Origin of the sequence: Geobacillus sp. GHH01 (assembly GCF_000336445.1) — a bacterium.
Lineage (GTDB): Bacteria > Bacillota > Bacilli > Bacillales > Anoxybacillaceae > Geobacillus > Geobacillus zalihae.
Window position 1 is genome coordinate 1808053 of record NC_020210.1, and the last position, 22127, is coordinate 1830179.

The 22127-nt window shown below is 53.8% G+C and carries 27 protein-coding genes; 5 read left to right on the plus strand and 22 right to left on the minus strand.

What is annotated here, in order from left to right; genetic code table 11:
* Nucleotides 1-17: 17 nt before the first annotated feature.
* The 12 genes from GHH_RS08945 to GHH_RS08995 all read right to left on the minus strand — a co-directional run bounded on the left by GHH_RS08945 (nucleotide 18) and on the right by GHH_RS08995 (nucleotide 9450).
* On the minus strand, nucleotides 18-590 hold the full coding sequence (locus GHH_RS08945; protein ID WP_011231262.1) for an SCO family protein: 573 nt from the start codon (nucleotides 588-590) through the stop codon (nucleotides 18-20).
* A gap of 53 nt (nucleotides 591-643) precedes the next feature.
* On the minus strand, nucleotides 644-1504 hold the full coding sequence (locus GHH_RS08950; protein WP_011231263.1) for a DegV family protein: 861 nt from the start codon (nucleotides 1502-1504) through the stop codon (nucleotides 644-646).
* Between the two features lie 105 nt (nucleotides 1505-1609).
* Nucleotides 1610-1861: a YpmP family protein gene (locus tag GHH_RS08955; RefSeq protein ID WP_015374891.1), complete on the minus strand. Its 252-nt coding sequence runs from the start codon at nucleotides 1859-1861 to the stop codon at nucleotides 1610-1612.
* A 96-nt stretch (nucleotides 1862-1957) separates the two neighbouring features.
* Entirely contained in the window at nucleotides 1958-3229 is a 1272-nt protein-coding gene (ilvA, locus tag GHH_RS08960; RefSeq protein WP_015374892.1) for a threonine ammonia-lyase IlvA, read from the minus strand.
* Nucleotides 3230-3554: 325 nt separating this feature from the next.
* Nucleotides 3555-3998: a YndM family protein gene (locus GHH_RS08965; protein ID WP_011231266.1), complete on the minus strand. Its 444-nt coding sequence runs from the start codon at nucleotides 3996-3998 to the stop codon at nucleotides 3555-3557.
* A gap of 179 nt (nucleotides 3999-4177) precedes the next feature.
* Nucleotides 4178-4672, minus strand: coding sequence for a dihydrofolate reductase (locus GHH_RS08970; protein WP_011231267.1), 495 nt, complete (start codon nucleotides 4670-4672; stop codon nucleotides 4178-4180).
* A 13-nt stretch (nucleotides 4673-4685) separates the two neighbouring features.
* Nucleotides 4686-5480 carry a thymidylate synthase gene (gene thyA, locus GHH_RS08975; protein WP_011231268.1) on the minus strand — a complete coding sequence of 265 codons (795 nt, stop codon included), beginning with the start codon at nucleotides 5478-5480 and terminating at the stop codon, nucleotides 4686-4688.
* A gap of 74 nt (nucleotides 5481-5554) precedes the next feature.
* Nucleotides 5555-6259 (minus strand): hypothetical protein, encoded by a 705-nt coding sequence (locus GHH_RS08980; protein ID WP_011231269.1) that lies wholly within the window; start codon nucleotides 6257-6259, stop codon nucleotides 5555-5557.
* A 91-nt stretch (nucleotides 6260-6350) separates the two neighbouring features.
* Nucleotides 6351-6929, minus strand: coding sequence for a YpjP family protein (locus GHH_RS08985; protein WP_031213148.1), 579 nt, complete (start codon nucleotides 6927-6929; stop codon nucleotides 6351-6353).
* 21 nt (nucleotides 6930-6950) lie between these two features.
* On the minus strand, nucleotides 6951-8135 hold the full coding sequence (locus tag GHH_RS08990) for an LL-diaminopimelate aminotransferase (RefSeq protein ID WP_011231271.1): 1185 nt from the start codon (nucleotides 8133-8135) through the stop codon (nucleotides 6951-6953).
* Nucleotides 8136-8782: 647 nt separating this feature from the next.
* On the minus strand, nucleotides 8783-8914 hold the full coding sequence (locus tag GHH_RS18240) for a YuzL family protein (protein WP_011231272.1): 132 nt from the start codon (nucleotides 8912-8914) through the stop codon (nucleotides 8783-8785).
* Nucleotides 8915-9012: 98 nt separating this feature from the next.
* Nucleotides 9013-9450, minus strand: coding sequence for a BrxA/BrxB family bacilliredoxin (locus GHH_RS08995; RefSeq protein ID WP_011231273.1), 438 nt, complete (start codon nucleotides 9448-9450; stop codon nucleotides 9013-9015).
* Nucleotides 9451-9700: 250 nt separating this feature from the next.
* On the opposite strand from GHH_RS08995, the gene GHH_RS09000 reads away from it, so the two are divergent.
* Nucleotides 9701-10147, plus strand: a complete 447-nt coding sequence (locus tag GHH_RS09000) for an NUDIX hydrolase (protein ID WP_011231274.1) — start codon at nucleotides 9701-9703, stop codon at nucleotides 10145-10147.
* Between the two features lie 93 nt (nucleotides 10148-10240).
* Here the strand turns inward: GHH_RS09000 and GHH_RS09005 are convergent, their stop codons facing one another.
* Nucleotides 10241-10624, minus strand: a complete 384-nt coding sequence (locus tag GHH_RS09005) for a DUF4183 domain-containing protein (RefSeq protein WP_015374894.1) — start codon at nucleotides 10622-10624, stop codon at nucleotides 10241-10243.
* 441 nt (nucleotides 10625-11065) lie between these two features.
* Here GHH_RS09005 and GHH_RS09010 point away from each other — a divergent pair, with 441 nt between their 5' ends.
* Entirely contained in the window at nucleotides 11066-11449 is a 384-nt protein-coding gene (locus GHH_RS09010) for a DUF4183 domain-containing protein (RefSeq protein ID WP_011231275.1), read from the plus strand.
* Between the two features lie 53 nt (nucleotides 11450-11502).
* Here the strand turns inward: GHH_RS09010 and GHH_RS09015 are convergent, their stop codons facing one another.
* Genes GHH_RS09015 through GHH_RS09025 form a run of 3 tightly spaced genes read right to left on the minus strand, consistent with a single transcriptional unit; the run spans nucleotide 11503 to nucleotide 13719 of the window.
* Nucleotides 11503-12648, minus strand: coding sequence for a conserved virulence factor C family protein (locus tag GHH_RS09015; protein ID WP_015374895.1), 1146 nt, complete (start codon nucleotides 12646-12648; stop codon nucleotides 11503-11505).
* 18 nt (nucleotides 12649-12666) lie between these two features.
* A complete protein-coding gene (locus tag GHH_RS09020) occupies nucleotides 12667-13143 on the minus strand; it encodes a glutathione peroxidase (RefSeq protein ID WP_014195888.1) in 477 nt (158 codons plus the stop codon).
* Between the two features lie 60 nt (nucleotides 13144-13203).
* Nucleotides 13204-13719: a hypothetical protein gene (locus GHH_RS09025; RefSeq protein ID WP_014195889.1), complete on the minus strand. Its 516-nt coding sequence runs from the start codon at nucleotides 13717-13719 to the stop codon at nucleotides 13204-13206.
* Nucleotides 13720-13838: 119 nt separating this feature from the next.
* On the opposite strand from GHH_RS09025, the gene metA reads away from it, so the two are divergent.
* From metA to GHH_RS19160, 3 genes are all read left to right on the plus strand, one after another.
* On the plus strand, nucleotides 13839-14747 hold the full coding sequence (gene metA / locus GHH_RS09030) for a homoserine O-succinyltransferase (protein WP_014195890.1): 909 nt from the start codon (nucleotides 13839-13841) through the stop codon (nucleotides 14745-14747).
* Between the two features lie 172 nt (nucleotides 14748-14919).
* Nucleotides 14920-15018, plus strand: coding sequence for a YjcZ family sporulation protein (locus tag GHH_RS18245; protein WP_011231280.1), 99 nt, complete (start codon nucleotides 14920-14922; stop codon nucleotides 15016-15018).
* A 185-nt stretch (nucleotides 15019-15203) separates the two neighbouring features.
* Entirely contained in the window at nucleotides 15204-15353 is a 150-nt protein-coding gene (locus GHH_RS19160) for a hypothetical protein (protein WP_011231282.1), read from the plus strand.
* 40 nt (nucleotides 15354-15393) lie between these two features.
* On the opposite strand, the gene cobO is transcribed toward GHH_RS19160, so the two are convergent.
* The 6 genes from cobO to GHH_RS09065 form a co-directional block, all read right to left on the minus strand.
* Entirely contained in the window at nucleotides 15394-15939 is a 546-nt protein-coding gene (cobO, locus tag GHH_RS09040) for a cob(I)yrinic acid a,c-diamide adenosyltransferase (protein ID WP_015374896.1), read from the minus strand.
* The gene (cobA, locus tag GHH_RS09045; protein WP_008880165.1) at nucleotides 15920-16690 is read right to left on the minus strand and encodes a uroporphyrinogen-III C-methyltransferase; all 771 of its coding nucleotides are present in this window, start codon (nucleotides 16688-16690) and stop codon (nucleotides 15920-15922) included. Before cobA ends, cobO begins: the two co-directional genes overlap by 20 nt.
* The gene (cobT, locus tag GHH_RS09050; protein ID WP_078172627.1) at nucleotides 16687-17745 is read right to left on the minus strand and encodes a nicotinate-nucleotide--dimethylbenzimidazole phosphoribosyltransferase; all 1059 of its coding nucleotides are present in this window, start codon (nucleotides 17743-17745) and stop codon (nucleotides 16687-16689) included. Before cobT ends, cobA begins: the two co-directional genes overlap by 4 nt.
* A gap of 367 nt (nucleotides 17746-18112) precedes the next feature.
* Entirely contained in the window at nucleotides 18113-19624 is a 1512-nt protein-coding gene (locus GHH_RS09055) for a cobyric acid synthase (protein WP_015374897.1), read from the minus strand.
* Entirely contained in the window at nucleotides 19617-20981 is a 1365-nt protein-coding gene (locus tag GHH_RS09060) for a cobyrinate a,c-diamide synthase (RefSeq protein ID WP_015374898.1), read from the minus strand. The genes GHH_RS09055 and GHH_RS09060 overlap by 8 nt, the downstream gene beginning before the upstream one ends.
* Nucleotides 20927-22126: a cobalt-precorrin 5A hydrolase gene (locus GHH_RS09065; RefSeq protein WP_008880161.1), complete on the minus strand. Its 1200-nt coding sequence runs from the start codon at nucleotides 22124-22126 to the stop codon at nucleotides 20927-20929. Before GHH_RS09065 ends, GHH_RS09060 begins: the two co-directional genes overlap by 55 nt.
* Between the last annotated feature and the right edge of the window lies 1 nt (nucleotide 22127).

Below are 22127 nucleotides of genomic sequence, written 5' to 3' on the forward strand. Positions count from 1 at the left end.
CGGTAGCCGTTTTTGCCTCATTGCGACGACTGCACGATTTTGATATGCTCTAAAATTGTTTCGTATGGCACATCTTGCACGCCGCTGTACGTCTGAACCACTTTTCCGTCTGGCCCGACCAAATAAAAACTGGTGCCATGCACGACTTGGTCGTCATTGGCCGGCTTTTGCACGATCGTTTTAAAGCTTTTTTGCGCCAACTCGCTGATCTCGGCCGGGCTGTATCCAGTCAGCAAATGCCAGTTTGCTAGATCATCTGTAAATTGCTTCGCATACGCCGCCAGTTTTTCCGGCGTGTCGACTTCCGGGTCGACGCTGAAGGAGACAAACTCGACATCCAGTCCTTCTTTCTTTGCCATTTGCTTTAGCTTGGCCATATGGGCCGTCATCGGCGGACAAACCGTTTCGCAATTTGTAAAAATAAAATCGGCGACCCACACTTTTCCTTTCAAGTCGCGAAGTCCAAACGGCTGACCAGACTGATCGACAAACGTAAAGTCCTCAACCGGCCAGTTTTTGGCGTCCGGAATCGTTTTTCCGCACGCCGCCAGCAAAAGAACAACGAGAAAAAGTGCGATTCGTTTCCACATCGATAGGTCCTTCCTTTTCGACCAAAATATGTTGATGCCGCCAATAACGGCGTTTATTCATCAAGCGGCGCTTCCTCGGCGTAGTACATGAGCGCCAGCGCCCCGGGACCGGTGTGAATGGAAATGACCGGCGTTGTTTCAACGATGTCAATCGGCGAATAGCCGATGATGTCTGTCACCGCTTCCTTGAGCCGCTCCGCCCACCGAGGAGCATCGGCATGGGCGATGGCGATTTTCTCTACCCGTTTGGCCCCTTGTTCCTCGACAAGACGGCCCGCCAAATGGGACACCGCTTGCGAAAAGCTGCGAACCTGGGCAACCGGCGTATACAGCCCGTCAACCAGAGCGGCGATCGGCTTAATACGCAAAAGCGAACCGATGAGCGCTTTGCCGCGGCCGATGCGGCCGCCTTTCACCAAATGCTCAAGCGTATCAAGCACAACATACAGCCGCGTGCAACGGCGTATTTCGTCAAGCCGCCGGATGATATCGGCGACGCTTCTGCCCGCCTTGGCCAAACGTGCTGCTTCGAGCACTTGAAACCCCAACGCACAGGAAATAAATTGTGAATCCACGACGGTGACCGCTGCCTCTGTCAAAGCGGCCGCATGTTCAGCCGCACGGACCGTACCGCTCAGCTCGCCAGCCATATGGATCGACACAATCTCGCTGCCGTCCGCTCCGAGCCGGTCGTAAACGGCGAGAAATTCTCCCACCGATGGCTGCGAACTTTTCGGCAGTTCGCGCGCCGCTTTCATTTTCGCCATAAATTGTTCCGGGGTGATCGTCACCCGGTCGATAAACGCCTCCCCATCCACTGTCAAATGAAGCGGAACGACTTCAACGCCGTGCTCGGCAAGCACCGCCGCCGGCACATCGACCGTTGAGTCGGTTACAATTTTGATTGATTTCATTCGTTCACTCCTAATACTGATGATCTCGTTTCCATTATATAATGAAACCGGCGAAAATCCCACCAAAAAAAAGTTGTTTTGCCGCCAAGGGCAAAACAACAACAGTCATGCATTATGCTTTAACGCCGTTTCTTTAAAGATCTGTTCATATACAGGCCATTTCAGCACTTTCTTCAAATGTTCGCGGAACGAATACACAGAACGGCTCGTTCTCGATCGGTACACCTTTGCAATAAACGCCTCCAAGCGCAGTTGGATCATGAATCGGTATGTGTTCTCTTCCTCCAATACAGGAATTTCGATAATCTTGACCTTCTGTCCATATGCGTTTTTGAACTCGAGGCTTTTGAATAGCAAAATATCAATCCTCTTTTTCACCGATTTACTTTTATTATACACCAATCCGGTGAAAAAGTATGTCGGAATGCGGCGAATTTGTTCCGACTTTTTTCGTCAAATCAATAGATGGAACAAGTTCGGGTCTTTGTTGACCTCTTGGAACGGGAAGCCTTTTTTCTTCATCCGCTCGATGAGCGGCGCGTAGTCTTCGCGCCGTTTCAGCTCGATGCCCACAAGCGCCGGTCCGCTTTCTTTGTTGTTTTTCTTCGTGTATTCAAACCGGGTGATGTCATCCGTCGGCCCAAGCACTTCATCCAAAAACTCACGCAACGCCCCAGCCCGCTGCGGGAAGTTGACGATGAAATAGTGCTGCAGTCCTTCGTAAATCATCGAGCGCTCCTTGATTTCCTGCATCCGGTCAATGTCGTTGTTGCCGCCGCTCACCACGCAAACGACCGTCTTGCCGCGGATTTGTTCCTTGTAAAAATCAAGCGCAGCGATCGGCAGCGCCCCTGCCGGTTCAGCGACAATGGCGTTTTCGTTGTACAGCTCCAAAATCGTCGTGCATACTTTTCCTTCTGGAACGACGACGATGTCATCAAGCACCCCGCGGCATAAGGCGAATGTCTTTTCCCCGACCGTCTTGACGGCAGCGCCGTCAACGAACTTGTCGATTTCATCGAGCGTCACCACATGTCCGTGCTCGAGCGCCGCTTTCATCGATGGGGCGCCGGCCGGCTCAACCCCGATGACTTTGGTGGACGGAGAAATGCTTTTCACATACGTCCCCAGCCCAGCCATCAATCCGCCGCCGCCGATGCTGGCGAACAAAAAGTCGATCGGTTCATCGCAGTCGTTGAGCACCTCGACGCCAATCGTCCCCTGTCCGGCGATGACGTATTCATCATCAAACGGATGGATGAACGTCCGCCCTTCCGCCTCGGCGCACTTCACCGCTTCGTTGTAGGAATCGTCAAACGTGTCGCCGACAAGCACGATCTCGACCATGTCTTTGCCAAACAGCTGCACTTGCGACACTTTTTGCCGAGGCGTCGTCGCCGGCATATAAATTTTCCCATGCACGCCAAGCGCCCGGCATGAATAGGCCACCCCTTGGGCATGGTTGCCGGCGCTGGCGCATACCACCCCGTTTCTCCGCTCCTCATCGGTTAAATGCTTCATCCGGTTGTACGCCCCGCGCAGCTTAAACGAACGCACGACTTGCAAATCCTCGCGCTTTAAGTAGACATTGCACTCGTAGCGTTCGGATAACAGCGGATTTTTTTGCAGTGGCGTATGGAAAACAACATCCTTCAGCGTATGATACGCGATCAAAATGTCCTCGACGTATACTGCCCCTTGCTTCCGTTTCAGCTGTTGTTCCATGTTCTCGTTCCCTTTCTTTTCTAAGTTGTCTTTGATTTGTAGATTATATCACAAATTCGCAAAAAGAAAAGGGAATTTTCGAAAAGTTTTATGAGGATGAAGGGAAGCGGGCTCGTGAACATCGCGATGGCCCCGCTTTACCGGATACTGGACGCTTCCGCCGGCCGGATTCACGCTTTTGGCCTGACGCCATCCGATGAGCGTCATCCTTCCTGCTCGAAACCTCTCCCTAGCCGTCCTGCCAGACGGCAACGCGGCGAATTGTGCAGCATATGTACAGCGAACTACTTCTTCATGCGCAAGCGGACAGAAAAAACGACCGGCGCTATGCCCGGTCGTCCTCTTTTTTGAACTCTTCTTCCTCGGCAAATTCCGTCGCCCATCTTCCTTCATCATACCAGCGGTGCGCTTCTTCCCGTCTTGCTTCTTCGTGCACATGGTTTTCCATATACAAATGGAAAAACGCTTCAACCGCCCCGATCGCCAAGGCGCTGAAAAACGCGCCGTATGCCATGTTGACGGACGGGGCAATGAGGGCAAAGCTGACCGGCCAAATAAGCAAAAAGGAAAGCGGCACGTCAAGAGCGGCAGCGACAAAATGGCCGACGCGCGGCAACACGAACAGATCGCCGATCATATAAGAAACAAGCGCCGTCACGATCGTCATGAGTGAAATCAAGGAAAGCGGGGCATCGAAGATCGTAAACATCGAAAACAAGACGACGCTCCAAGCAGCGAGCTTGACGACAAACGGAACGATATGTTTCATCGTCTTCCTCCATTTCCATTGTGGTTCTATTGATTATCGTTCCTTTTTCGCCCCGCTTCTATGCAGAAACACGTTTTCAAAATGTTCCGATCTCAAACAAAAAGACGCCCCGTTTTTGGGGGCGTCTCGCAAACGTTTCGTACGCCAACGACAAACGCATATCCATGCCCGTGTCCCATCTATTTCGCCTTTTTCCGCTCATAAATGATAAAGGCGTGTTCATACGGATTCTTTTCATCTTTCCCTCCTGGCGTATAGGAAACGATTTCCCATTCATCGTCAGAAATGGGCGGATAAAACGTATCGCCGGGGAAGGAAGCAAAAATTTTTGTCACATACAGCCGGTCGACAATCGGCATCGTCGCCCGAAACAGTTCGGCCCCGCCGATGATAAACACTTCATCAGCGCGCGATGCGATCCATTGCTTGACTTCCTCGAGCGAATGAAGCACAAGGCAGCCTTCCGGACGAAACGAGCGGTTGCGCGTGACAACGACGTTATCGCGGCCGGGAAGCGGCCGGCCGATCGCTTCAAACGTCTTGCGCCCCATCACGATGGCATGGCCCATTGTCACCCGTTTAAAATACGCCAAATCGGCCGGCAAATGCCAAGGCAAGCGGTTGTCTTTGCCGATCACCCGGTTTTCATCCATTGCCACAATGTGCGAAATCATCGCGTCCTCTCCTTTACACAGCCACCGGTGCTTTAATCGTCGGATGCGGGTTGTAGCCGACAATTTCAAAATCGTCGTATTCGTAATCGAAAATGGACGGCGGCTTCCGTTTGATCACGAGCTTCGGCAGCGGGCGCGGCTCGCGCGTCAGCTGCAGTTTCGCCTGTTCGAGATGGTTTTTGTACAAATGGACATCACCGCCGGTGAAAATGAGTTCGCCGACATCGAGATCGCATTGCTGGGCGATCATATGCGTCAACAGCGCGTAGCTGGCAATGTTAAACGGCAGCCCTAAAAACGTATCAACGGAGCGCTGCTGCCACATGCACGACAACCGACCGTTCGCGACATAAAACTGAAAGGCATAATGGCACGGCGGCAGCTTCATCTCGTCTAATTCCGCTACGTTCCAAGCGCTCACAAGCAACCGGCGTGAATTCGGATTTCGTTTGATCTCCTCGACGACCCACGCGATCTGGTCGATTGTTTTCCCGTCCGCCCCTTTCCATGAGCGCCATTGCGCGCCGTAAATCGGGCCGAGATCGCCGTTTTCGTCCGCCCACTCGTCCCAAATCGTCACGCCATTCTCCTGCAAATAGCGGACGTTCGTATCGCCTTTTAAAAACCAAAGCAGTTCATAAATGATGGAGCGGATATGCAATTTTTTCGTTGTCACGAGCGGAAATCCATCTTGCAAGTTGAAGCGGAGCTGGCGGCCGAACACCGACAGCGTGCCGACGCCCGTGCGGTCTTCTTTTTCGACGCCGTTTTCCAAAATATCCTCCAAAAGCTGCAAATATTGCCGCAATGTTCTCACCTCACGCTCTATCATACCATAAAGCAACGCATGGTGAACCACTTGTCCATAAAAAAACGAGCCTTTTACGAGGCCCGTTCCGCCAATCCGCGGATCAACGCATATGTTCTCGGCGCTGCCGCCCGCAACGTTTGCCGCGTCTTGTCGCTTGCATAATAATAGGCAAACGACTCGGCAAAATACTCTTCCGGATAAGTCAAAAAATAATATTCGCCAGGAAAGAGCCGCGGCGCCTCCTCCCGCCAAATCGCTTGAAATTCGTCCGTTTCATGAATGCGGTCAAATACGATGTAATCGAGCGAATGAGCAAACTCATGCAGCTCCAAATTGACCGAGCCATGCCCTTTTCCTTTTTCGCTATGGCCGAGGCGGACAAGCACTAAATGCGACCCACCGATGCCCGGCACGTCATCCCATGTTTTCGAACCCGGCATATAACCGCGCGGCGTTTTTCCGCGCAAATGGCGGGCCGTCGGCTCATCGGTGATCGGGCCGGTCAACAGTTGGATGTAAATATGGTGGTCCGCCGCCTGCTCTAAAATCGTGCGATCAATGCGGGCGAGCGTCCGGATCATTTCATTCGCTTCAGAGGCGGAAAACTCCGTCTCCGGCACGATGATGATGCGGCCAAGCACATCATGAGACGGAACACCCCTAAGACCAAGGCTGCTTTCTTCAAGCAGCACGCCATGGGCAGCCGGATACGGTGAGAACGATAGAAGCGGAACGGCGAACAGCGCCGCCAACAAACTAGTGAACAGCCGTTTCATCGTGGTTCCCCCGCTTCTTTCAATCTATGAAAATCATATCATAGAACGAAGCGGGAAAAAACGCGCAAAATAAGGAAAGAACCGCGGCCTGCTACGTCCGCCAGTTCGGCGGCGTATTTTTTGACCAGTAGATTTTCCCGAGTTCATGATGGGCTTGAAACCCATCATCGCATGTATGATAGTGAAACTGAAACCAATATCCGTCTTGCGGCGGATGTTCGCGGCGGACGTGAAAGCGGATCAAATCCTCTCCCGTATCCGCCCGATACAAATGAAAAATGCGTTCTCCTTGCCCGCCAGACGGATTTTCCGAAACAGCCAAATAGCGGAGCTCCTCTTCCGGATAACGATCGGCAAGCTCGGCGATCACTTCTTCCATGCGCGGCAAAATGACGGCGCGAAACTCATCTTCAATGACCGGAGCGATTTTGCGGCCGAATTTTTCATGGGACTGGGCAACGGCCTTTTCCATCGTCCGCTCAATGAATTGAGCTCGCGTCAACGAAACCGCTTCCTCGGCACGACTTGTTGGACTGTGCTGCCAGTCGGAAGACGATGCATCATCTGACGGCGGATCTTTGGCCGCGAGCAGCGAAGCGGGCGGTGTGACGAGTCCAAACGTGCAGACGGTAATGGCGGCAACAAGCGTTTTTCGAAGCCAAGACGGCAGCTTCATCGCCTTCACCTCCCGCTACCGCCGATCAGCGGCCGGAGACGCGAACAAGCCGGTCGCTTTTAATTTTGCGACCGCCCGGCGCAACACTTCTTCCGGCTGGACAAGGGCGATGCGCACATACCCTTCGCCGCTCGGCCCAAACGCGTGCCCAGGCGTCACAACGACGCCGGCTTGGTCGATGAGCGCCTTCGCAAACGAAAGCGACGTCCATCCGTCCGGAATTTTCGCCCACACGAACATGCCGGCTTGCGGACGGTCAACCGTCCAACCGATGTCAGCGAGTCCATCCACGAGCACATCGCGGCGCGCTTGATACATCATGCGGCTCTGGGCGCAAAAGCCGGCGCCATGGCGGAGCACTTCCGCGGCCGCTTTTTGCAGCGGCCAAAAAATGCCGTAATCCAAATTGGACTTAAACTCGGCAAACGCACGAATCACCTCGGCATTTCCGCATAAGTAGCCGACCCGGCAGCCGGCCATGTTGTAGCTTTTTGACAACGAATTGATCTCCACGCCAACGTCCTTTGCGCCTGGAACAGAAAGAAAACTCACCGGTTTGTTTCCGTCATAATACAGCTCGCCGTAAGCAAAATCGGAAACAACGAGGATATCGTACCGCTTCGCAAACTCAACCACTTCGCGATAAAATGATTCTGTCGCTACGGCGGGCACCGGATTCCCTGGAAAGTTAAGAAACATGATCGCCGCCCGTTTGGCGATGTCCTCCGGGATCGCACGCAAATCCGGCAAAAAGCTGTTTTCCTCCCTCAGCGGCAGAAAATACGGCATCGCTTCCGCCATCGCCACCCCCGCCGCATACGCCGGGTACCCGGGATCCGGCAATAGAATGACATCCCCCGGGTCAGCGAACACCATCGGCAAATGAACGAGCCCGTCTTGTGACCCGATCACGTACGTCACTTCCGTCTCTGGATCGAGCACAACGCCATGCGCCGTCCGATAATAATCGGCGACCGCTTCATGAAACTCGCGAATGCCCTTTAATGTGTAGCCGTACGCATTCGGCTCGTTGGCGTAGCGGGCGATCGCCTCACGCACAAACGGCGCCGGGGGCAAATCCGGGCTGCCAACGCTCAAGTCGATCCACTCGTCATGAAGGTGGCGCTGCTTTTGACGATACGCCGTCAACTCGGCGAAAATCGATGCCGAAAACGCGTTCATTCGTTTCGCTTTTTTCATTTCGTCTTCCTCTCCCTTGACAAGACAAAAACTGCATTTTCTTTTTGCTTTTGTTGGTATATACTTTTATCATAGTTCCGAAAGAAGACACCCGCTTCAACCGCGTGAAGGTTGCAGCCCAGCGATCAGCGACAAATGGATGTCGGTTGGCGTCAGCCAAAACACATGATAAAATCAAGGTATATCATGTTCTTTGTGAACTGGATATAGGGGGTTGCATGGAGAATATCCAATGCGAAAACCAAGCAAAGCCTTCCATGCGTAAAATATCCAAGGCGCGAAAGAACTCCGAATCGTCGGATGCCTAGGGTTGGGACGACCCGAAGTCACGCTCAGGGAGACGAAAGAATGCTTTCGTCGTGGAACTGAGAAGCTCCCACTTCAAGCAAAGCGAAGTGGGGGTAGTTCACATGAATAGTGTATCATAGATTCTCAGCGAAAATATAGACAGAAAGGCGGGAAAAATGAAACATGAACACGATCTTTTTTGCGGCCAGCCTCATTACATTGCTTTACTTTATTTATAGTTGTATCGCCAACGCCTAAACGCTCTTGGCGATCCATCCAGCTCCCTTGGCATTCTGTTGGATGCGAAGGGAGTTTGCGCATGAAAACGACAAAAGGAGCCCCGCATCGGGAGCTCCTTTTTAATCGATTTTTGTTTTTTTGCGGGCAGAGTCAAGCTCGAACGCGCCTGTCTCCGTCTCCGTCGTGCCTTGCCCTCGAACATCTGGGGCGCTGACGCCCGTTTTCGAACGATCTTTTTTCCGCTTCGGCACGCCCGATCACCTCCGCCCTTATCGTTCCCGCCAACGCGCCGTTGTATGCGGAACGAAAGCGAATCAACGCAAGCGGTTCGCTCCTCGCTCGCACCGCATCAGCCGCAATATTTGTCAAACGCAGCCAAAATATTTTCCATCACGTCCTCCATCGAGTGAAACTCGATGTCTTCGCGCGGAATGAAGTGAACGACTTCTTTCCCCTTTAAGAGCGCCATCGACGGCGAAGACGGCGGATAACCGACAAAGTACTCGCGCATTTTCGCTGTCGCTTCCTTATCCTGGCCAGCGAACACCGTCACCAAATGGTCCGGCTTTTTCTCGCTCCGCAACACCGCCTGCGTCGCCGCGGGGCGCGCCAATCCAGCGGCGCAGCCGCACACTGAGTTGACAAAAACAAACGTCGTTCCTTCCACTTGTTTCATAAACTGCTCGACTTCTTCGCTTGTGCGCAATTCGCGGAAACCGGCGCGGACAAGTTCATCGCGCATCGGCTGCACGAGTTGGCGCATATAGTCTTCGTAAGCCATTGACATTGCCCTCATCCCTCCACATTCATCATCGCTGCGCTATCAGCATACTATATTTTCGTTTGAAAAATCAATGAAGAGAACCGTCCACGGCCGCATGTCTCTAAACGGCATCATTCAGAACAAACGGGGCTAAACGCACCCGTTTGGCCGCCATCAAACGAGCGATTTCGTTTCGCTTTCTATCAACCGCCGCGGCCATTGTCAGCGACCAAACATATACTATGCCATCGATGGCCATGAAAGGAGCGTGCACATGGGATACATTGAAGAACTGCGAAAAATCATTGGAACCCGGCCGATCATCTTGGCGGGAGCCGGGGTCGCTGTCACCGATGAATGCGGGCGGATTTTATTGCAGAAACGCCGCGACGGCTTATGGGGACTGCCCGGCGGTTTGTTGGAGTTGGGGGAGTCCGCAGAAGAAGCAGCCCGGCGGGAAGTGTGGGAAGAAACAGGGCTGGAAATCGGCAAACTGGAACTAGTCGATGTGTTTTCTGGAAAAAAATATTTTGTTCGGCTGCCTAATGGAGATCAATATTACCCAGTCACTGTTGTTTATCTCACCCGTGATATCCGCGGTGGAGAACTGAAAGAAGACGGGGAAGAATCGCTGGAAGTGAAATTCTTCCCTTTTCATGAATTGCCAAACGAACTCTCTCCTCTTGTTAAAGATTTTATCGAACAATATTTCAGGGGATGACGAGCCAAGCCTTGGAGCTCTCTCCAAGGCTTCACCATTGTTGAAAACACTCTTTTCTAAGAACCAAATCCGCAGCTGGAGGGGCAAAAAAATTTAGAAGCCCATTTTAATGGTAATAAATTGAAGAATAATCGGCGCACCTTTTGGCGGCGGCTCGGCTGTTTTCAACGTCAGTTTCCCCTTTTCCACCTCATACAGTTTTTCCGGTTGCAGCACCCCATTAATAAACAAGTTGATCCATGATACATGTTTCGGATCTAAAATACCGCGGTCGCCGTACTCTCTCAGTTCATCGCCGTCTGTATAGACGGTTTTCACTCCGTCTGATATGGTGTTATACTGGTACGTTTCCGCCTGCAAGACACGCGGAGGGAAGTGGAGCGCCACACGGAGGGGAATGGTCAGTACAGCATGGGTCCAATCGTATACTTTGGAAGCAGCAATCACATGTTTTGCTGTTGAAGATGTCCGTTTCATTCGTTTGCTCACCCAAACACACCATATTGTTTCGTGATCATTTCACTCCGCAAGATATTTTGCATTAGTATATTCACCTCCCATCTTCAAAGTGAATAGCAAACAAAATGGCAGGTTAATGAACGGTAGTAAAAAATCACTATATTCCACTTAATTCCGTCTATTATAACAGGATCATAAAACGACCAAATTCGTTTAAAATGTTTGTTTCATAATTCAAATTCACTGGTAAAACAGGCTGGTATAGCAGGGCAAAAACATCATTTTTCTCCCATTACGGCAATCGCCGAGCCATCCTCTGTAATTAATCCATACAATAAAATGAACCTATGGCACCGGCTGATTGCCAACAGAGTTCCAGATACTAAAAAGAACGGATGATAATTGGCTCAGCTTCGGGGCCACAGCATGTTAAACACAAAATGGAGAAGGGGAGATTGTATGGCTTTGCAATTAATTAAATTGTTTGTCGCCGCTACTACCACGACAGAGGTTGCACCAGACGTCGCAAGATTTTTTTACATCACAACAGCTGAAACAGCAGAAGGAGCAACCTTAACGATCGACGCAGCCAGCTTTTTGCAAGACGACGGCAGCCAAGCGACACAGCTGCCAGCATTGGCAACTAACAATAGCTACTTTAACGTGTACATTAACGGCGTTTTGCAAATGGAAGGGATATCGACGTACACCCCAGGAGCTACCGGCGTCGGGTCACTGTCCATTACCGTCCCGACCGGAAGCGGCTCGATTCCAGCTAACACCCCGGTTGTGCTCGAAATTGTCCAATTCGCTCCAAGCTCCAACACTACTGTGACGACGTAACAGCCGTACTCTTTTCGATCATAAAAACAGGCGCACCGATGGGCGCGCCTGGTTTACTGTTCTGTTTCGTTTTCTTTCTTCCGGCTCTCCGTCATTTGCTTCCACACAGACCCTTTCGCTTCTTCGCCGCCTTCGATCCGTTCAATGGCCATTTTCACTTGCAAGCTCACTTCAAACTCCGGATCGTTTTCCGCCGCTTTCAACGCTGGCAGCGCCGATTCGTCGCCGACTTCGTACAAAAACATGGCCGCGCGCCAACGGACGAGCTTGCTTTCGTCCTTTAGCGCTTCGATCATGGCCGGAATGGCCTCCGGATCGCCGATGTCGGACAAACAGTCGCCGGCGGTGCGGCGGACAGCGACAGCAGGATCTTTTAACGCTTCATACAAATACGGAAGCACCTTTTTGCCGCCGATCATGCCGAGATACGCCGTCGCCAGGCGGCGAATCGCCATTTTTTCATCCTTGAGCGCCTTGGCCAACACCGGGATATCGTCCTCGGTCGGCTCGGCCATCTGTTCGAGCGCGGCATACCGTTTGCGCCAATCCGGGTCATCGAGCATCTCGCTCGTCACTTTGAGGCTTGGACGCTTTTGCACCGTTTTTTCCTGCTCGCCGCGGCGGAACATGTTGACGATCCGCTCCAGCCGCTCGGGCGGATAGGCTGCCGACAGCTCATCGACTATTTCGCGGCCGATTTCCTCAAACGTGCCGTAGCGCACTCCTTTTTCGACCCATTTGCGCTCAAGCACAACATTTCCTGCGTATTTTTGCGCCTCAATGACCGCGTCCATAAACGGTTTCGGCAGCCCGACGCGGTGTTCGCGCTCCCCATCGACAAGCTTCACTTGCATCGGCAGACCGTACAGCATTTGCACGAACACTTTCACTTCGCCGAAATGTTCGTTTCCTTTCGGCTTTGTCTCGGCGCCGTCATCCACTTTCTCGCCGAACACTTCGCGCACTTTCGCCAAAATGTCGCGCCAGTCGTATTTCGGATGGCGTTCAATAGCCAAAAAATCAGCGACATGGTAAATGCCTTTCACTCCGTCAATGCGCATCAATGCTTGAATAAGCGGCGGCGCTTCGCTGATGTTGTCCGGTTTGTAGTTATGGCGCGTGCCGGAAGGCAATTCTTCATCAAGCAATATTTTCATCGTGTTCGGGCTTGGCGTCGGCTCAATCGCTTGAATGCGCAAGCGTTACCCCTCCTTGCCTTACAGCAGCTTTTCAATTTCCTTTCTCAGCTCGCTTGGCTTTGTTTGCGGTGCGAAACGAGCTACAACCTTGCCGTTGCGGTCGACCAAAAACTTCGTGAAATTCCATTTGATCGCCTTTGTTCCCAATGCCCCCGGCGCCTCTTCTTTCAAATATTGAAACAGCGGATGGGCGTGATCGCCATTCACATCCACTTTCGCAAACAGCGGGAACGTCACACCATAATTCAACTGGCAAAATTGCTCGATTTCCTCTTCCGTCCCCGGCTCTTGGCCGCCGAACTGGTTGCACGGAAAGCCGAGCACAACAAACCCGCGATCGCGATATTCGTCATACAGCTCCTGCAGTTCTTTATACTGCGGGGTGAAGCCGCAACGGCTCGCCGTGTTGACAATCAACAGCACGTTGCCTCGATAGACGGAAAGCGGTTGTTCCTCTCCGCGAATGGTTTTGGCGCTGAATTCATATACACTCATGATTTTTCACCTCATCTCCATCATAGCGGATTTCATGGTTTGTTTCTACTTTTTGCATCGTTACTGCCCGGCGAACAGCTGCAATTGTTCAAGTGATGAAACCATATACGGCACCATCTCCGGCAAATCGGCGGCGTTTTCCTCATAAATGAGGCGTGCAAATTCGACCACGGCTTCATTTTCATACGGGCCGCGTTCATGTGGAAATGGAAAGCGGAGCGTTTGCCGGATGATTCGCTCCTCCCCCCAAATCGTCCGCAGCGTTCCTTCAATGAGCGCACAAACGGACGAGCGGCGAACCGGAAGGGTAAACAGAAGAGCGAGCCGACAGCCGGCCCGGCCGTGATAGAGCCGCTCATTGACCAGCTCAGCAAAATCAAGCGAAAGCCGCGCGGTGCAGACGACGAGCGGATCGGGCGCATCATTCAGCCGAAATGAAATGGCGTACTCCCGAAACAAACGGGCCAAATCGACAAGGTCGCGGCGCTCGACCACGGCAATGCGCCCTTGCAAATCCGCGTCATATACCGCCCCTTCCAACACCGTTTTTAAATTGTCAAAGGCTGTCGGATCCAATCGGAATTCCCCCTTTTTGTTCACCAGCTGTTTAAGGTCAAAAAAATCAATTGAAGAATGTTGACAAAGTTTTTATAATTAAGGTATTTAGTAACGAGACAGAAACGGAGGGGACACCATTGCCAATCAACATTCCAAAAGACTTGCCGGCGAAAGAAATACTCGAACAGGAAAACATTTTCGTGATGGACGAAGAACGGGCTTACTCCCAAGACATCCGGCCGCTCAACATCATCATTTTAAACTTGATGCCCGAAAAAGAAAAAGCAGAGACACAGTTGCTGCGGCTGCTTGGCAACTCGCCGCTGCAAGTGAACGTCACCTTTTTGCGCCCGGCGACCCATGAGCCGAAAACGACAAGCAAACATCATTTAGAACAATTTTACACGATTTTCCCGCACATCCGCCATCGCAAGTTCGACGGAATGATCATCACCGGAGCCCCGGTCGAGCAATTGCCGTTCGAAGAAGTTACGTATTGGGATGAGCTGACCGATATCATGGAATGGACGAAAACGAACGTCACGTCAACGTTGCACATTTGTTGGGGAGCACAAGCTGGCTTATACTATCACTACGGCATTCCGAAATACCCATTGCCGGAAAAATGCTTCGGTGTGTTCAACCATACGGTGGAAGCGAAAAACGTGAAACTATTGCGCGGTTTTGACGATGTGTTCCGCATGCCGCACTCCCGCCATACCGACGTCAAGCGCGAAGACATCGAAAAAGTGCCAGATCTCACAATTTTGTCCATGTCCGACAAAGCCGGCGTTTGCCTCGTTGCATCGAACGACGGGCGCCGCATTTTCTTAACGGGTCATCCAGAATATGATGCGACAACGCTCAAAGAAGAATATGAACGCGACTTGGCGAAAGGGCTGCCGATTCACATCCCAGAATCATACTTTCCCAATGATGACCCAAGCCAGCCGCCGCTGAACACATGGCGCTCGCATGCCAATTTACTGTTTGTCAACTGGCTGAACTATTACGTGTATCAAGAAACGCCTTATGAATGGGAATGAAATCAATATATGCAATCATTTCACTTGAACCATCCCGAAAAAACGCCTTGCTGAAACATATGCAAGGCGTTTTTCTCATTTTGGCCGATTGTTTTCGTGTTTCGACAATCGCCCTGTTCTTTTAGTTTTTTTTGACATACAATACGATAGATTCCACCAGGAGGTGAACATGATGGGCGCTTGGCATGGAAACAGCTTTGCGTTGATTGTCGTTCTGTTTATTTTGTTGATTATTGTTGGATGTGCCTGCTTGGGCGGATATGCCTACTAACCGAAATCACTGATTGCCTTCATCCGGCCGCCGTGTTTGCCAGCATCCGGCCGGCTTGCAGCGGGAAAGCGGGAACACGAACGCTTCCCGCTTTTTTTATGCTGGGCTGTAGACAACCATGCATAGGAATGAAGGCATCGTCCATGCTAAACGTATGACAACGGCAGCCAAAGGAGGTGGAGCTCATGACGAAACGCCCAAACAACGGCAGCCGCAATCAAAACGCGCCAACGCAAGATCCGATGGCCTTGCTTCGCGGCCCGGTTTCCGGCGATAACAGCAAAGGACGTCGGCAAAACAAAATCCAAAATGACAAAACCGATGAAAATGCCTAACCTGCAAAAAAGCGGCCGTTTTTTAGCCGCTTTTTTGCTTCTAAAATTCAATCCCTTTCATCGCGGTCCTTCCTTGTTCATAGTCATGCTTGATGAGCTTCATTTCCGTAACGATATCGGCAGCCGCCATCAGCTCAGGGCGCGCCGCGCGCCCCGTGATGACAAGATGGAGCGACGGCGGGCGCGTGCGGATCAGCTCGAGCACCTCGCTGACTGATACGATATCTTCAACGGGAAAGCGGTCAATGACCAACACATTGTTCAGTTCATCGAGCACAATCATATCATACCGTCCGGAATACACATATTCTTTGGCCACCGCCCAGGCACGCTTCAATGTTTCCCGGTGGATGTCCGGCGTTTTCGTCCATGTGAAGCCGGCGCCGAGCTGACGGACGTCGACGCCAAGGCGCTCTAGGGCCAACTGCTCGCCGTATGTTCGTTCCGGCGATTTCAAAAACTGCAAAACCGCGACGTTCATTCCCCGGCCGACGGCACGCAGGGCAAGCCCCAATGCGGCCGTCGTTTTTCCTTTTCCGTCGCCCGTATAAACGATGACACGCCCGCTACGACGAGGCGTCGGCATCGACCACGCCCCCTTGCCGCTCCGGAAACCATTGGAGCGTCTCACGCAGACGAACGACATCGCCGATGATGATGATGGCCGGATGGGAAATGCCCGCCTGTTCCGCCTCGTCTGACAGCGTCGAAAGCGTCGCCGCCACCGTGCGCTGCCGCTCGGTCGTCCCCCATTCAATGATGGCCGCCGGCGTATCCGACGGCTTTCCGGCCGCCATCAAACGGCCGCAAATATCCGACAAGTTGGCCGCTCCCATGTAGACAATGATCGTATCGCATCCTCGAGTCAGCGCCTCCCAATCGATCCGCTCACTCCGATGCCCGCTGACCATCGCCACCGAGGCGGCGTAATCACGGTGGGTGACCGGAATGCCGGCGTACGCCGGCACAGCGATGCCGGATGTCACCCCTGGAACGATTTCAAACGGAATTCCGGCTTTCACCAACACTTCCGCCTCTTCACCAACGCGGCCAAAAATGCACGGATCGCCGCCTTTTAAGCGGACGACCGTTTTTCCTTGTTGCGCATGCCAAACGAGCAGCTCATGAATTTGTTCTTGAACCGTGTCATGTTTTCCCGGCTCTTTGCCGCAGTAAAGAAGCTCAGCGTCCGGCTTCGCGTAGCGCAGCAGCTTACGGTTGATGAGCCGGTCGTAAATAATGACATCCGCCCGTTCTAGGCATTCGCGGCCGTAAACCGTGATGAGCTTTTCATCACCCGGCCCAGCGCCGACTAAATACACTTTGCCGACGGTCATCGCCCCTTCTCCCCTTTCGCATTGGCCGTGGAAATGCCCGCCGAGGCGAACGTCGCCATTTCGTTCACCATCGCCATTGCTGAAATCAAGAGCGGAAACGCTACCGCCGCGCCGCTTCCTTCGCCAAGGCGCATGCCGAGATCCAAAAGCGGATCCTTCTCTAGCAAACGAAGGGCTATACTGTGCCCCGGCTCTTGCGAACGATGGCCGGCAATCATATAGTCTGTGACGTTCACGGCAAACTGGCGGGCCACAAGGGCAGCCACCGTGCAAATAAAACCGTCAAGCAAAATCGGGATGCGCCGTTCGGCGGCTGCCAGCATCGCCCCGGCCATAGCAGCGATCTCCAACCCGCCGATTTTCGAAAGCCATTCAAGCGGCTTCGCCGGATCCGGCCGATGAAGCAAGAGCGCCCGTCGGATCACGTCCTGTTTATGGGCAAGCATTTCCTCCTTAATGCCGCTTCCTTTGCCAACGATGCGCTCAAGCGGCTCATCGGTCAACGTGGCCAATAAGGCGCTCGCGGCGGTCGTATTGCCGATGCCCATTTCGCCGACAATGAGCGTGCGGACGCCTTGTTCAATGATGGACGCCGCCTGTTCGTAACCGACATGAAGCGCCTGTTCGGCCTCGGACGGCGTCATCGCTTCCGTTTCCGCGAAATTGTTCGTTCCCGGGCGCACCTTTTTCTGAATGACGCGCTCATCAGCAATCGGCACGGCGACACCGACATCAATCACCTGAAGCAACGCGCCGATTTGACGGCTGAAGGCGTTGATCGCCGCTCCGCCGTTGGCAAAGTTGTACACCATTTGCGCCGTCACTTCGGCCGGATAGGCAGACACCCCTTCTTCCGTGACGCCATGATCGGCCGCAAACACGAGCACTCCGGGCGGAGTGACGCGTGGAAGCAGCTCCCCGGTCATGCCGGCAAGCGTTGTCGCCACTTCTTCAAGACGGCCGAGGCTGCCGGGCGGTTTGGTCAATTGATCGATATAGGCACGCGCTTGTTCAACCATTTCACGGTGGATCGGTGGGATGGAAACATTCATCATGGGCGCACAATATCCCCCATCAAGCGGGAATATGCGCTTCCTCCTTTCTCGTCTATGATTGAGGGAACGCGTCAACTTTTCCATCCGAATCATGCCAACACCGTTGGCGAGGGCAAAACGGACGATTTGACGGCTGATTTTATGGTTTATATCCTTCATCCAGCAGGACTCTTTACGGCCGATTGTGCGAATCATATGGAGCTTCTTCGCTTTGCCCAACGTTCGCCGCAAAGCCGCATATCGTCGGCGAATGAAAGCGCATTGGCTGTCCTTGAAAAACAACGATTTCGTTCCAATGCTGGCAACGGCGATATAACGAAGTCCCAAATCAACGCCCATTGCCTTGGTGTCTTCCCGTTGTTGGACTTCAACTGTGATCGCGACAGCCAAATTGACGCATCATCTGTTCGATCCGCTCGACCGCCACGTGCTGGCGGACATGAGCGGCAAGCCGGTCGAACGCCTTTTCTTTGAGCGAGCGAAAGAGTCGGACGCCAGAAGGAGCGATTCCTTTTTGGCGGCGAATGTTGTTGAAAAACGCGGTGCGGAACGCATCGTTATGAAACAAATCGTGCATGTACGTGCCCAGCACCCGCTCATCACTGTGCTTCGCCCCTTCATGGCGGCCGTCCGCCTCAATAAGCGGCGCATAGCCAGGAAGCGGCGCCGAGCGGCCCATATGAATCTCGTATCCTTGCACCGAAAACCGCTCGCCCGCCCACGTAAGCATCCCTTCCGTACGGATCGTGATTTTCGTCCGCTCAAGCGTCGTTTCAATCGGCAGCAAACCAAGTCCTTTTACTTCGGGGAGCGGCGTCTCGACTCCATACGGATCGCGGATGACAGCGCCAAGCATTTGGTAGCCGCCGCATAAGCCGACGACTCTCGCTTTTCCTTCATTGACAAGCGACACAATGCGGGAAGCGAGTCCTCTTTTCTTCATATAAATCAAGTCTTCGATCGTGTTTTTGCTGCCGGGAAGCACGATCACATCCGGCGCTCCAAGCTCGTCGACGTGCGTCACCAACCGGACGCGGCAGTCCGGTTCTGCCAGCAGCGGGTCGATGTCGGTGAAATTGGCGATTTTCGGACAGCGGATGACAGCGACATCAATCGCTTCCTCTCCCCCGACAGATGAAGCAAACCGCTCAAGCGACAGCGAATCTTCAGCATCGATCGCCAAATCAGGCAAATATGGAACGACGCCAAGCACCGGCACGCCGGTGTGCTGCTCAAACCAATCGAGCCCCGGCTTAAGCAGCGCCACATCGCCGCGAAACTTGTTAATGATGACCCCAATGACCCGCTTTCGGTCCTCAGGCTCAAGCAGCGACAGCGTTCCAACGAGGCTCGCGAACACCCCGCCCCGCTCAATATCGCCGATCAACACGACCGGGGCGTTGGCGAGACGGGCGATGCGCATGTTGACCAACTCGCGGTCGTTTAAGTTTACTTCCGCCGGGCTTCCCGCTCCTTCAATGACAATCCGGTCATACTCGTTCATCAACGTTTCGAGCGACTGACGGATGACGGCCAGCCCTTGGTGGAAAAACTCGTTCCGGTAAGCGAACGCCTGCATATTGCCGTACGGTTTGCCAAGCACAACGATTTGCGATTCATGCTCGCGGCTTGGCTTAATCAAAATCGGATTCATCTCAGCGCGCGCCGCCACTCCGGCCGCTTCGGCCTGAATTCCTTGCGCCCGCCCGATTTCGTTTCCGTCCGGCGTCACGTAGGAGTTTAACGACATGTTTTGCGACTTGAACGGCGCCGTCTTCCAGCCGTCTTGGGCGAACATGCGGCAAAACGCGGTGGCGATGACGCTTTTGCCGGCATCAGAATGGGTGCCTTGAAACATAATCGGCAGCGCCTTAGCCATTGATGGTCACCTTCTCGCATTCGGCGAGCCACCGCTCAACCATCGCCGGGGCGGACGCGAAATGAAAATGGACATAGCCAGCGACAAGCCGGTGCGCCAAATAACCGTCAGGCTTCGTTCCTTTCCGGCCGCTCGTTTCGTAGGCAAACGGCGTCTCACCGCGCGGCTCATAAACGGAGTAGTGAAACTCATGGCCGCGCGCTGTTTCTCCTTCCGGCAATAGAAAATTTCCATTTCGACCGCGCACTTCGCGGTAGCCAAGCGCCGCGAGCTTCGTCTTCATCACGACCTTCCCCGGAATGACGCCCGCCATCTCATAGGCCGAACCGTCCGTCGCAACAAGCTGTTCGGTGAGAAACATAAACCCGCCGCACTCGGCCAACGTCGGCAACCCGTGTTCGATGGCGGCGCGGATCGACTGTTTGACAGCGGCTTGCCTGGCGAGCTCGGCGGCAAACTCTTCCGGAAACCCGCCGCCGATATACAATCCGTTCACCCCATCCGGAAGCGGCTCGCCGGCGAGCGGAGAAAAGTAGACAAGCTCCGCGCCGCAGGCAGAAAGCATCTCCAGATTCTCCGGATAGTAAAAATGAAAGGCGGCATCTTTGGCAACCGCCACGCGCACGCGATACGGCCGCGAAGGGCGAATGAGCGGCGCCGGAGAACAAAGGGCTGGCGCTTCTGCAATCGAAAGGAGCGTCTCCCAATCGATCGTGCGCGCCACCTTTCTCCCCAGATCGGCAAAAAACGAATCCAGTTCGCCGCGCTCCACCGACGGCACGAGCCCTAAATGGCGCTCTGGCAGCGCCAACGCTTCGTCTTGCGTGAGAAACCCGACGACCGGCACCCCGCACGTTTGCTCGACTGCCGCTTTGACGAGCCGAAAATGCCCTTCGCTGCCGACGCGGTTGGCAAATACGCCGGCGAGGCGCACATCGGGGCGAAACGTTTGAAACCCATGGACGATGGCGGCGGCGCTGCGGGCCATGCCGGAACAATCGACGACAAGCAGCACCGGGCTTTCGGTCAATACGGCGATTTCAGCCGTCGCCCCCTCGTCAGAAAGCGGCTGTTTCCCGTCAAACAGCCCCATCACCCCCTCGATGATGGCGATATCAGCCCCTTGACAACCGTTGGCGAGCACCGTTTTGACCGCTTCGCTTCCCATCATCCAACTGTCCAAGTTGCGCGCCGGCCGGCCGGTCACAGCCGTATGGTAAGTCGGGTCGATGTAGTCCGGGCCGCATTTAAACCCTTGCACCGTATATCCTTGCTGCCTCATGGCCGCCATCAATCCAAGCGTCACGGTCGTTTTGCCGGCGCCGCTTCCCGGTGCGGCGATGACAAGCCGTCGCATGCCTCTTTCCCCTTTCCCTGCATGGTCGCTTTCTTTTGATGATCGATGAGCGCCACGGAAATCGTCACATTGCCGGACTTCTTTTTCACCAGCGCCAGCCGATCGGCCCCGCTGTACAATTTCGCCGCCGGCTCGCTCACCCCATACGCGCCGGTGTAGCGGTACACCGTTTCCGACGGCGCTTCGATCGACACCGTGTTCAGCTCTTCTGGCGTATACGCAACCAATTCCCATCTATATTTGTTGACTACCTCCAAAAGTCCTTGTTCATCCTTTTTCAAATCAATGGTGCACACCGCTTTGACGCTTTTCATCGAAAAGCGTAGCTCATTGAGCGTCTCATGGATGACCGCTTCGATTTCGTCAGCCGATGTGCCGCGGTTGCAGCCGATGCCAAGCGCGATTACTTTCGGGCGATACAAAACGCCGTTTTGCAAAATGGCCTCTTCTTCCGGCGCAAGCAAGCGATGAGTGACCACAAGCGCGGCCGCCGGGCGGGCAGCGAGCGCTTCCGCGATCGAGCCGTACACGGCAATGTTTTTGGGCAATGGCCGCCCTTCCGGCCACCAGCCGGTTTCCCCCGACTCTTGCACGATCGCGACAGGCTCTTCATTCACGACCGCGGCGCTCACCGGCGTCAGCTTGTCAGCTGATTCCCATTCCCAGCCGAACTGGCGACCGAACAGATCGACGGCGATTGTCTGCTGCACGTCAGAAGCGGTCGTAATGACCGGGCGGGCGCTTAAAATGGCAGCAACGCGCCGCGTCAGTTCGTTCGCTCCGCCCAAATGGCCGGAAAGAACACTGATCACATGTTCAGCCTTATCATCGATCACCACGACCGCAGGATCGGTCTTTTTGTCTTTTAACAGCGGAGCGATCATCCGTACGACAGCGCCGAGCGAAATGATGCAAATGAGTCCGTCATAGCGGGCGAACAACTCCGGCAACAAGGCCCTGACGTTGCCGGAAAACAAGCGGATCCCGTGCTTGGCTTCATCGCCGCGGGCGAATTTATCCGTATAATAAACGTCCGCTCCCGCAAGAGCGCCTCCAAGGCGTCGGGCGATCTCGACCCCGTGTTTCGTAATGGCCACGACAGCATAGGCGCCGTGTCTTTTGTTGTTCGCGGCAGCAACTCCCACC

Bases quoted from the DNA above. Each gene is read 5' to 3' on its own strand.
- GHH_RS09010 (WP_011231275.1), top strand. From the start codon at position 11,066: ATGGCTTTGCAATTAATTAAATTGTTTGTCGCCGCTACTACCACGACA.
- cobO (WP_015374896.1), bottom strand. From the start codon at position 15,939: ATGCCGACGCCTCGTCGTAGCGGGCGTGTCATCGTTTATACGGGCGAC.
- GHH_RS08980 (WP_011231269.1), bottom strand. From the start codon at position 6,259: ATGAAACGGCTGTTCACTAGTTTGTTGGCGGCGCTGTTCGCCGTTCCG.
- cobT (WP_078172627.1), bottom strand. From the start codon at position 17,745: ATGATGAATGTTTCCATCCCACCGATCCACCGTGAAATGGTTGAACAA.
- GHH_RS08965 (WP_011231266.1), bottom strand. From the start codon at position 3,998: ATGAAACATATCGTTCCGTTTGTCGTCAAGCTCGCTGCTTGGAGCGTC.
- GHH_RS09060 (WP_015374898.1), bottom strand. From the start codon at position 20,981: ATGCGACGGCTTGTCATCGCCGCACCGGGAAGCGGCGCCGGCAAAACG.
- GHH_RS08970 (WP_011231267.1), bottom strand. From the start codon at position 4,672: ATGATTTCGCACATTGTGGCAATGGATGAAAACCGGGTGATCGGCAAA.
- GHH_RS08990 (WP_011231271.1), bottom strand. From the start codon at position 8,135: ATGAAAAAAGCGAAACGAATGAACGCGTTTTCGGCATCGATTTTCGCC.
- GHH_RS09020 (WP_014195888.1), bottom strand. From the start codon at position 13,143: ATGAGTGTATATGAATTCAGCGCCAAAACCATTCGCGGAGAGGAACAA.
- GHH_RS09055 (WP_015374897.1), bottom strand. From the start codon at position 19,624: ATGGCTAAGGCGCTGCCGATTATGTTTCAAGGCACCCATTCTGATGCC.
- GHH_RS18245 (WP_011231280.1), top strand. From the start codon at position 14,920: ATGGGCGCTTGGCATGGAAACAGCTTTGCGTTGATTGTCGTTCTGTTT.
- GHH_RS08995 (WP_011231273.1), bottom strand. From the start codon at position 9,450: ATGTCAATGGCTTACGAAGACTATATGCGCCAACTCGTGCAGCCGATG.
- GHH_RS08950 (WP_011231263.1), bottom strand. From the start codon at position 1,504: ATGAAATCAATCAAAATTGTAACCGACTCAACGGTCGATGTGCCGGCG.
- GHH_RS19160 (WP_011231282.1), top strand. From the start codon at position 15,204: ATGACGAAACGCCCAAACAACGGCAGCCGCAATCAAAACGCGCCAACG.
- ilvA (WP_015374892.1), bottom strand. From the start codon at position 3,229: ATGGAACAACAGCTGAAACGGAAGCAAGGGGCAGTATACGTCGAGGAC.
- cobA (WP_008880165.1), bottom strand. From the start codon at position 16,690: ATGACCGTCGGCAAAGTGTATTTAGTCGGCGCTGGGCCGGGTGATGAA.
- GHH_RS09000 (WP_011231274.1), top strand. From the start codon at position 9,701: ATGGGATACATTGAAGAACTGCGAAAAATCATTGGAACCCGGCCGATC.
- GHH_RS09005 (WP_015374894.1), bottom strand. From the start codon at position 10,624: ATGAAACGGACATCTTCAACAGCAAAACATGTGATTGCTGCTTCCAAA.
- GHH_RS08945 (WP_011231262.1), bottom strand. From the start codon at position 590: ATGTGGAAACGAATCGCACTTTTTCTCGTTGTTCTTTTGCTGGCGGCG.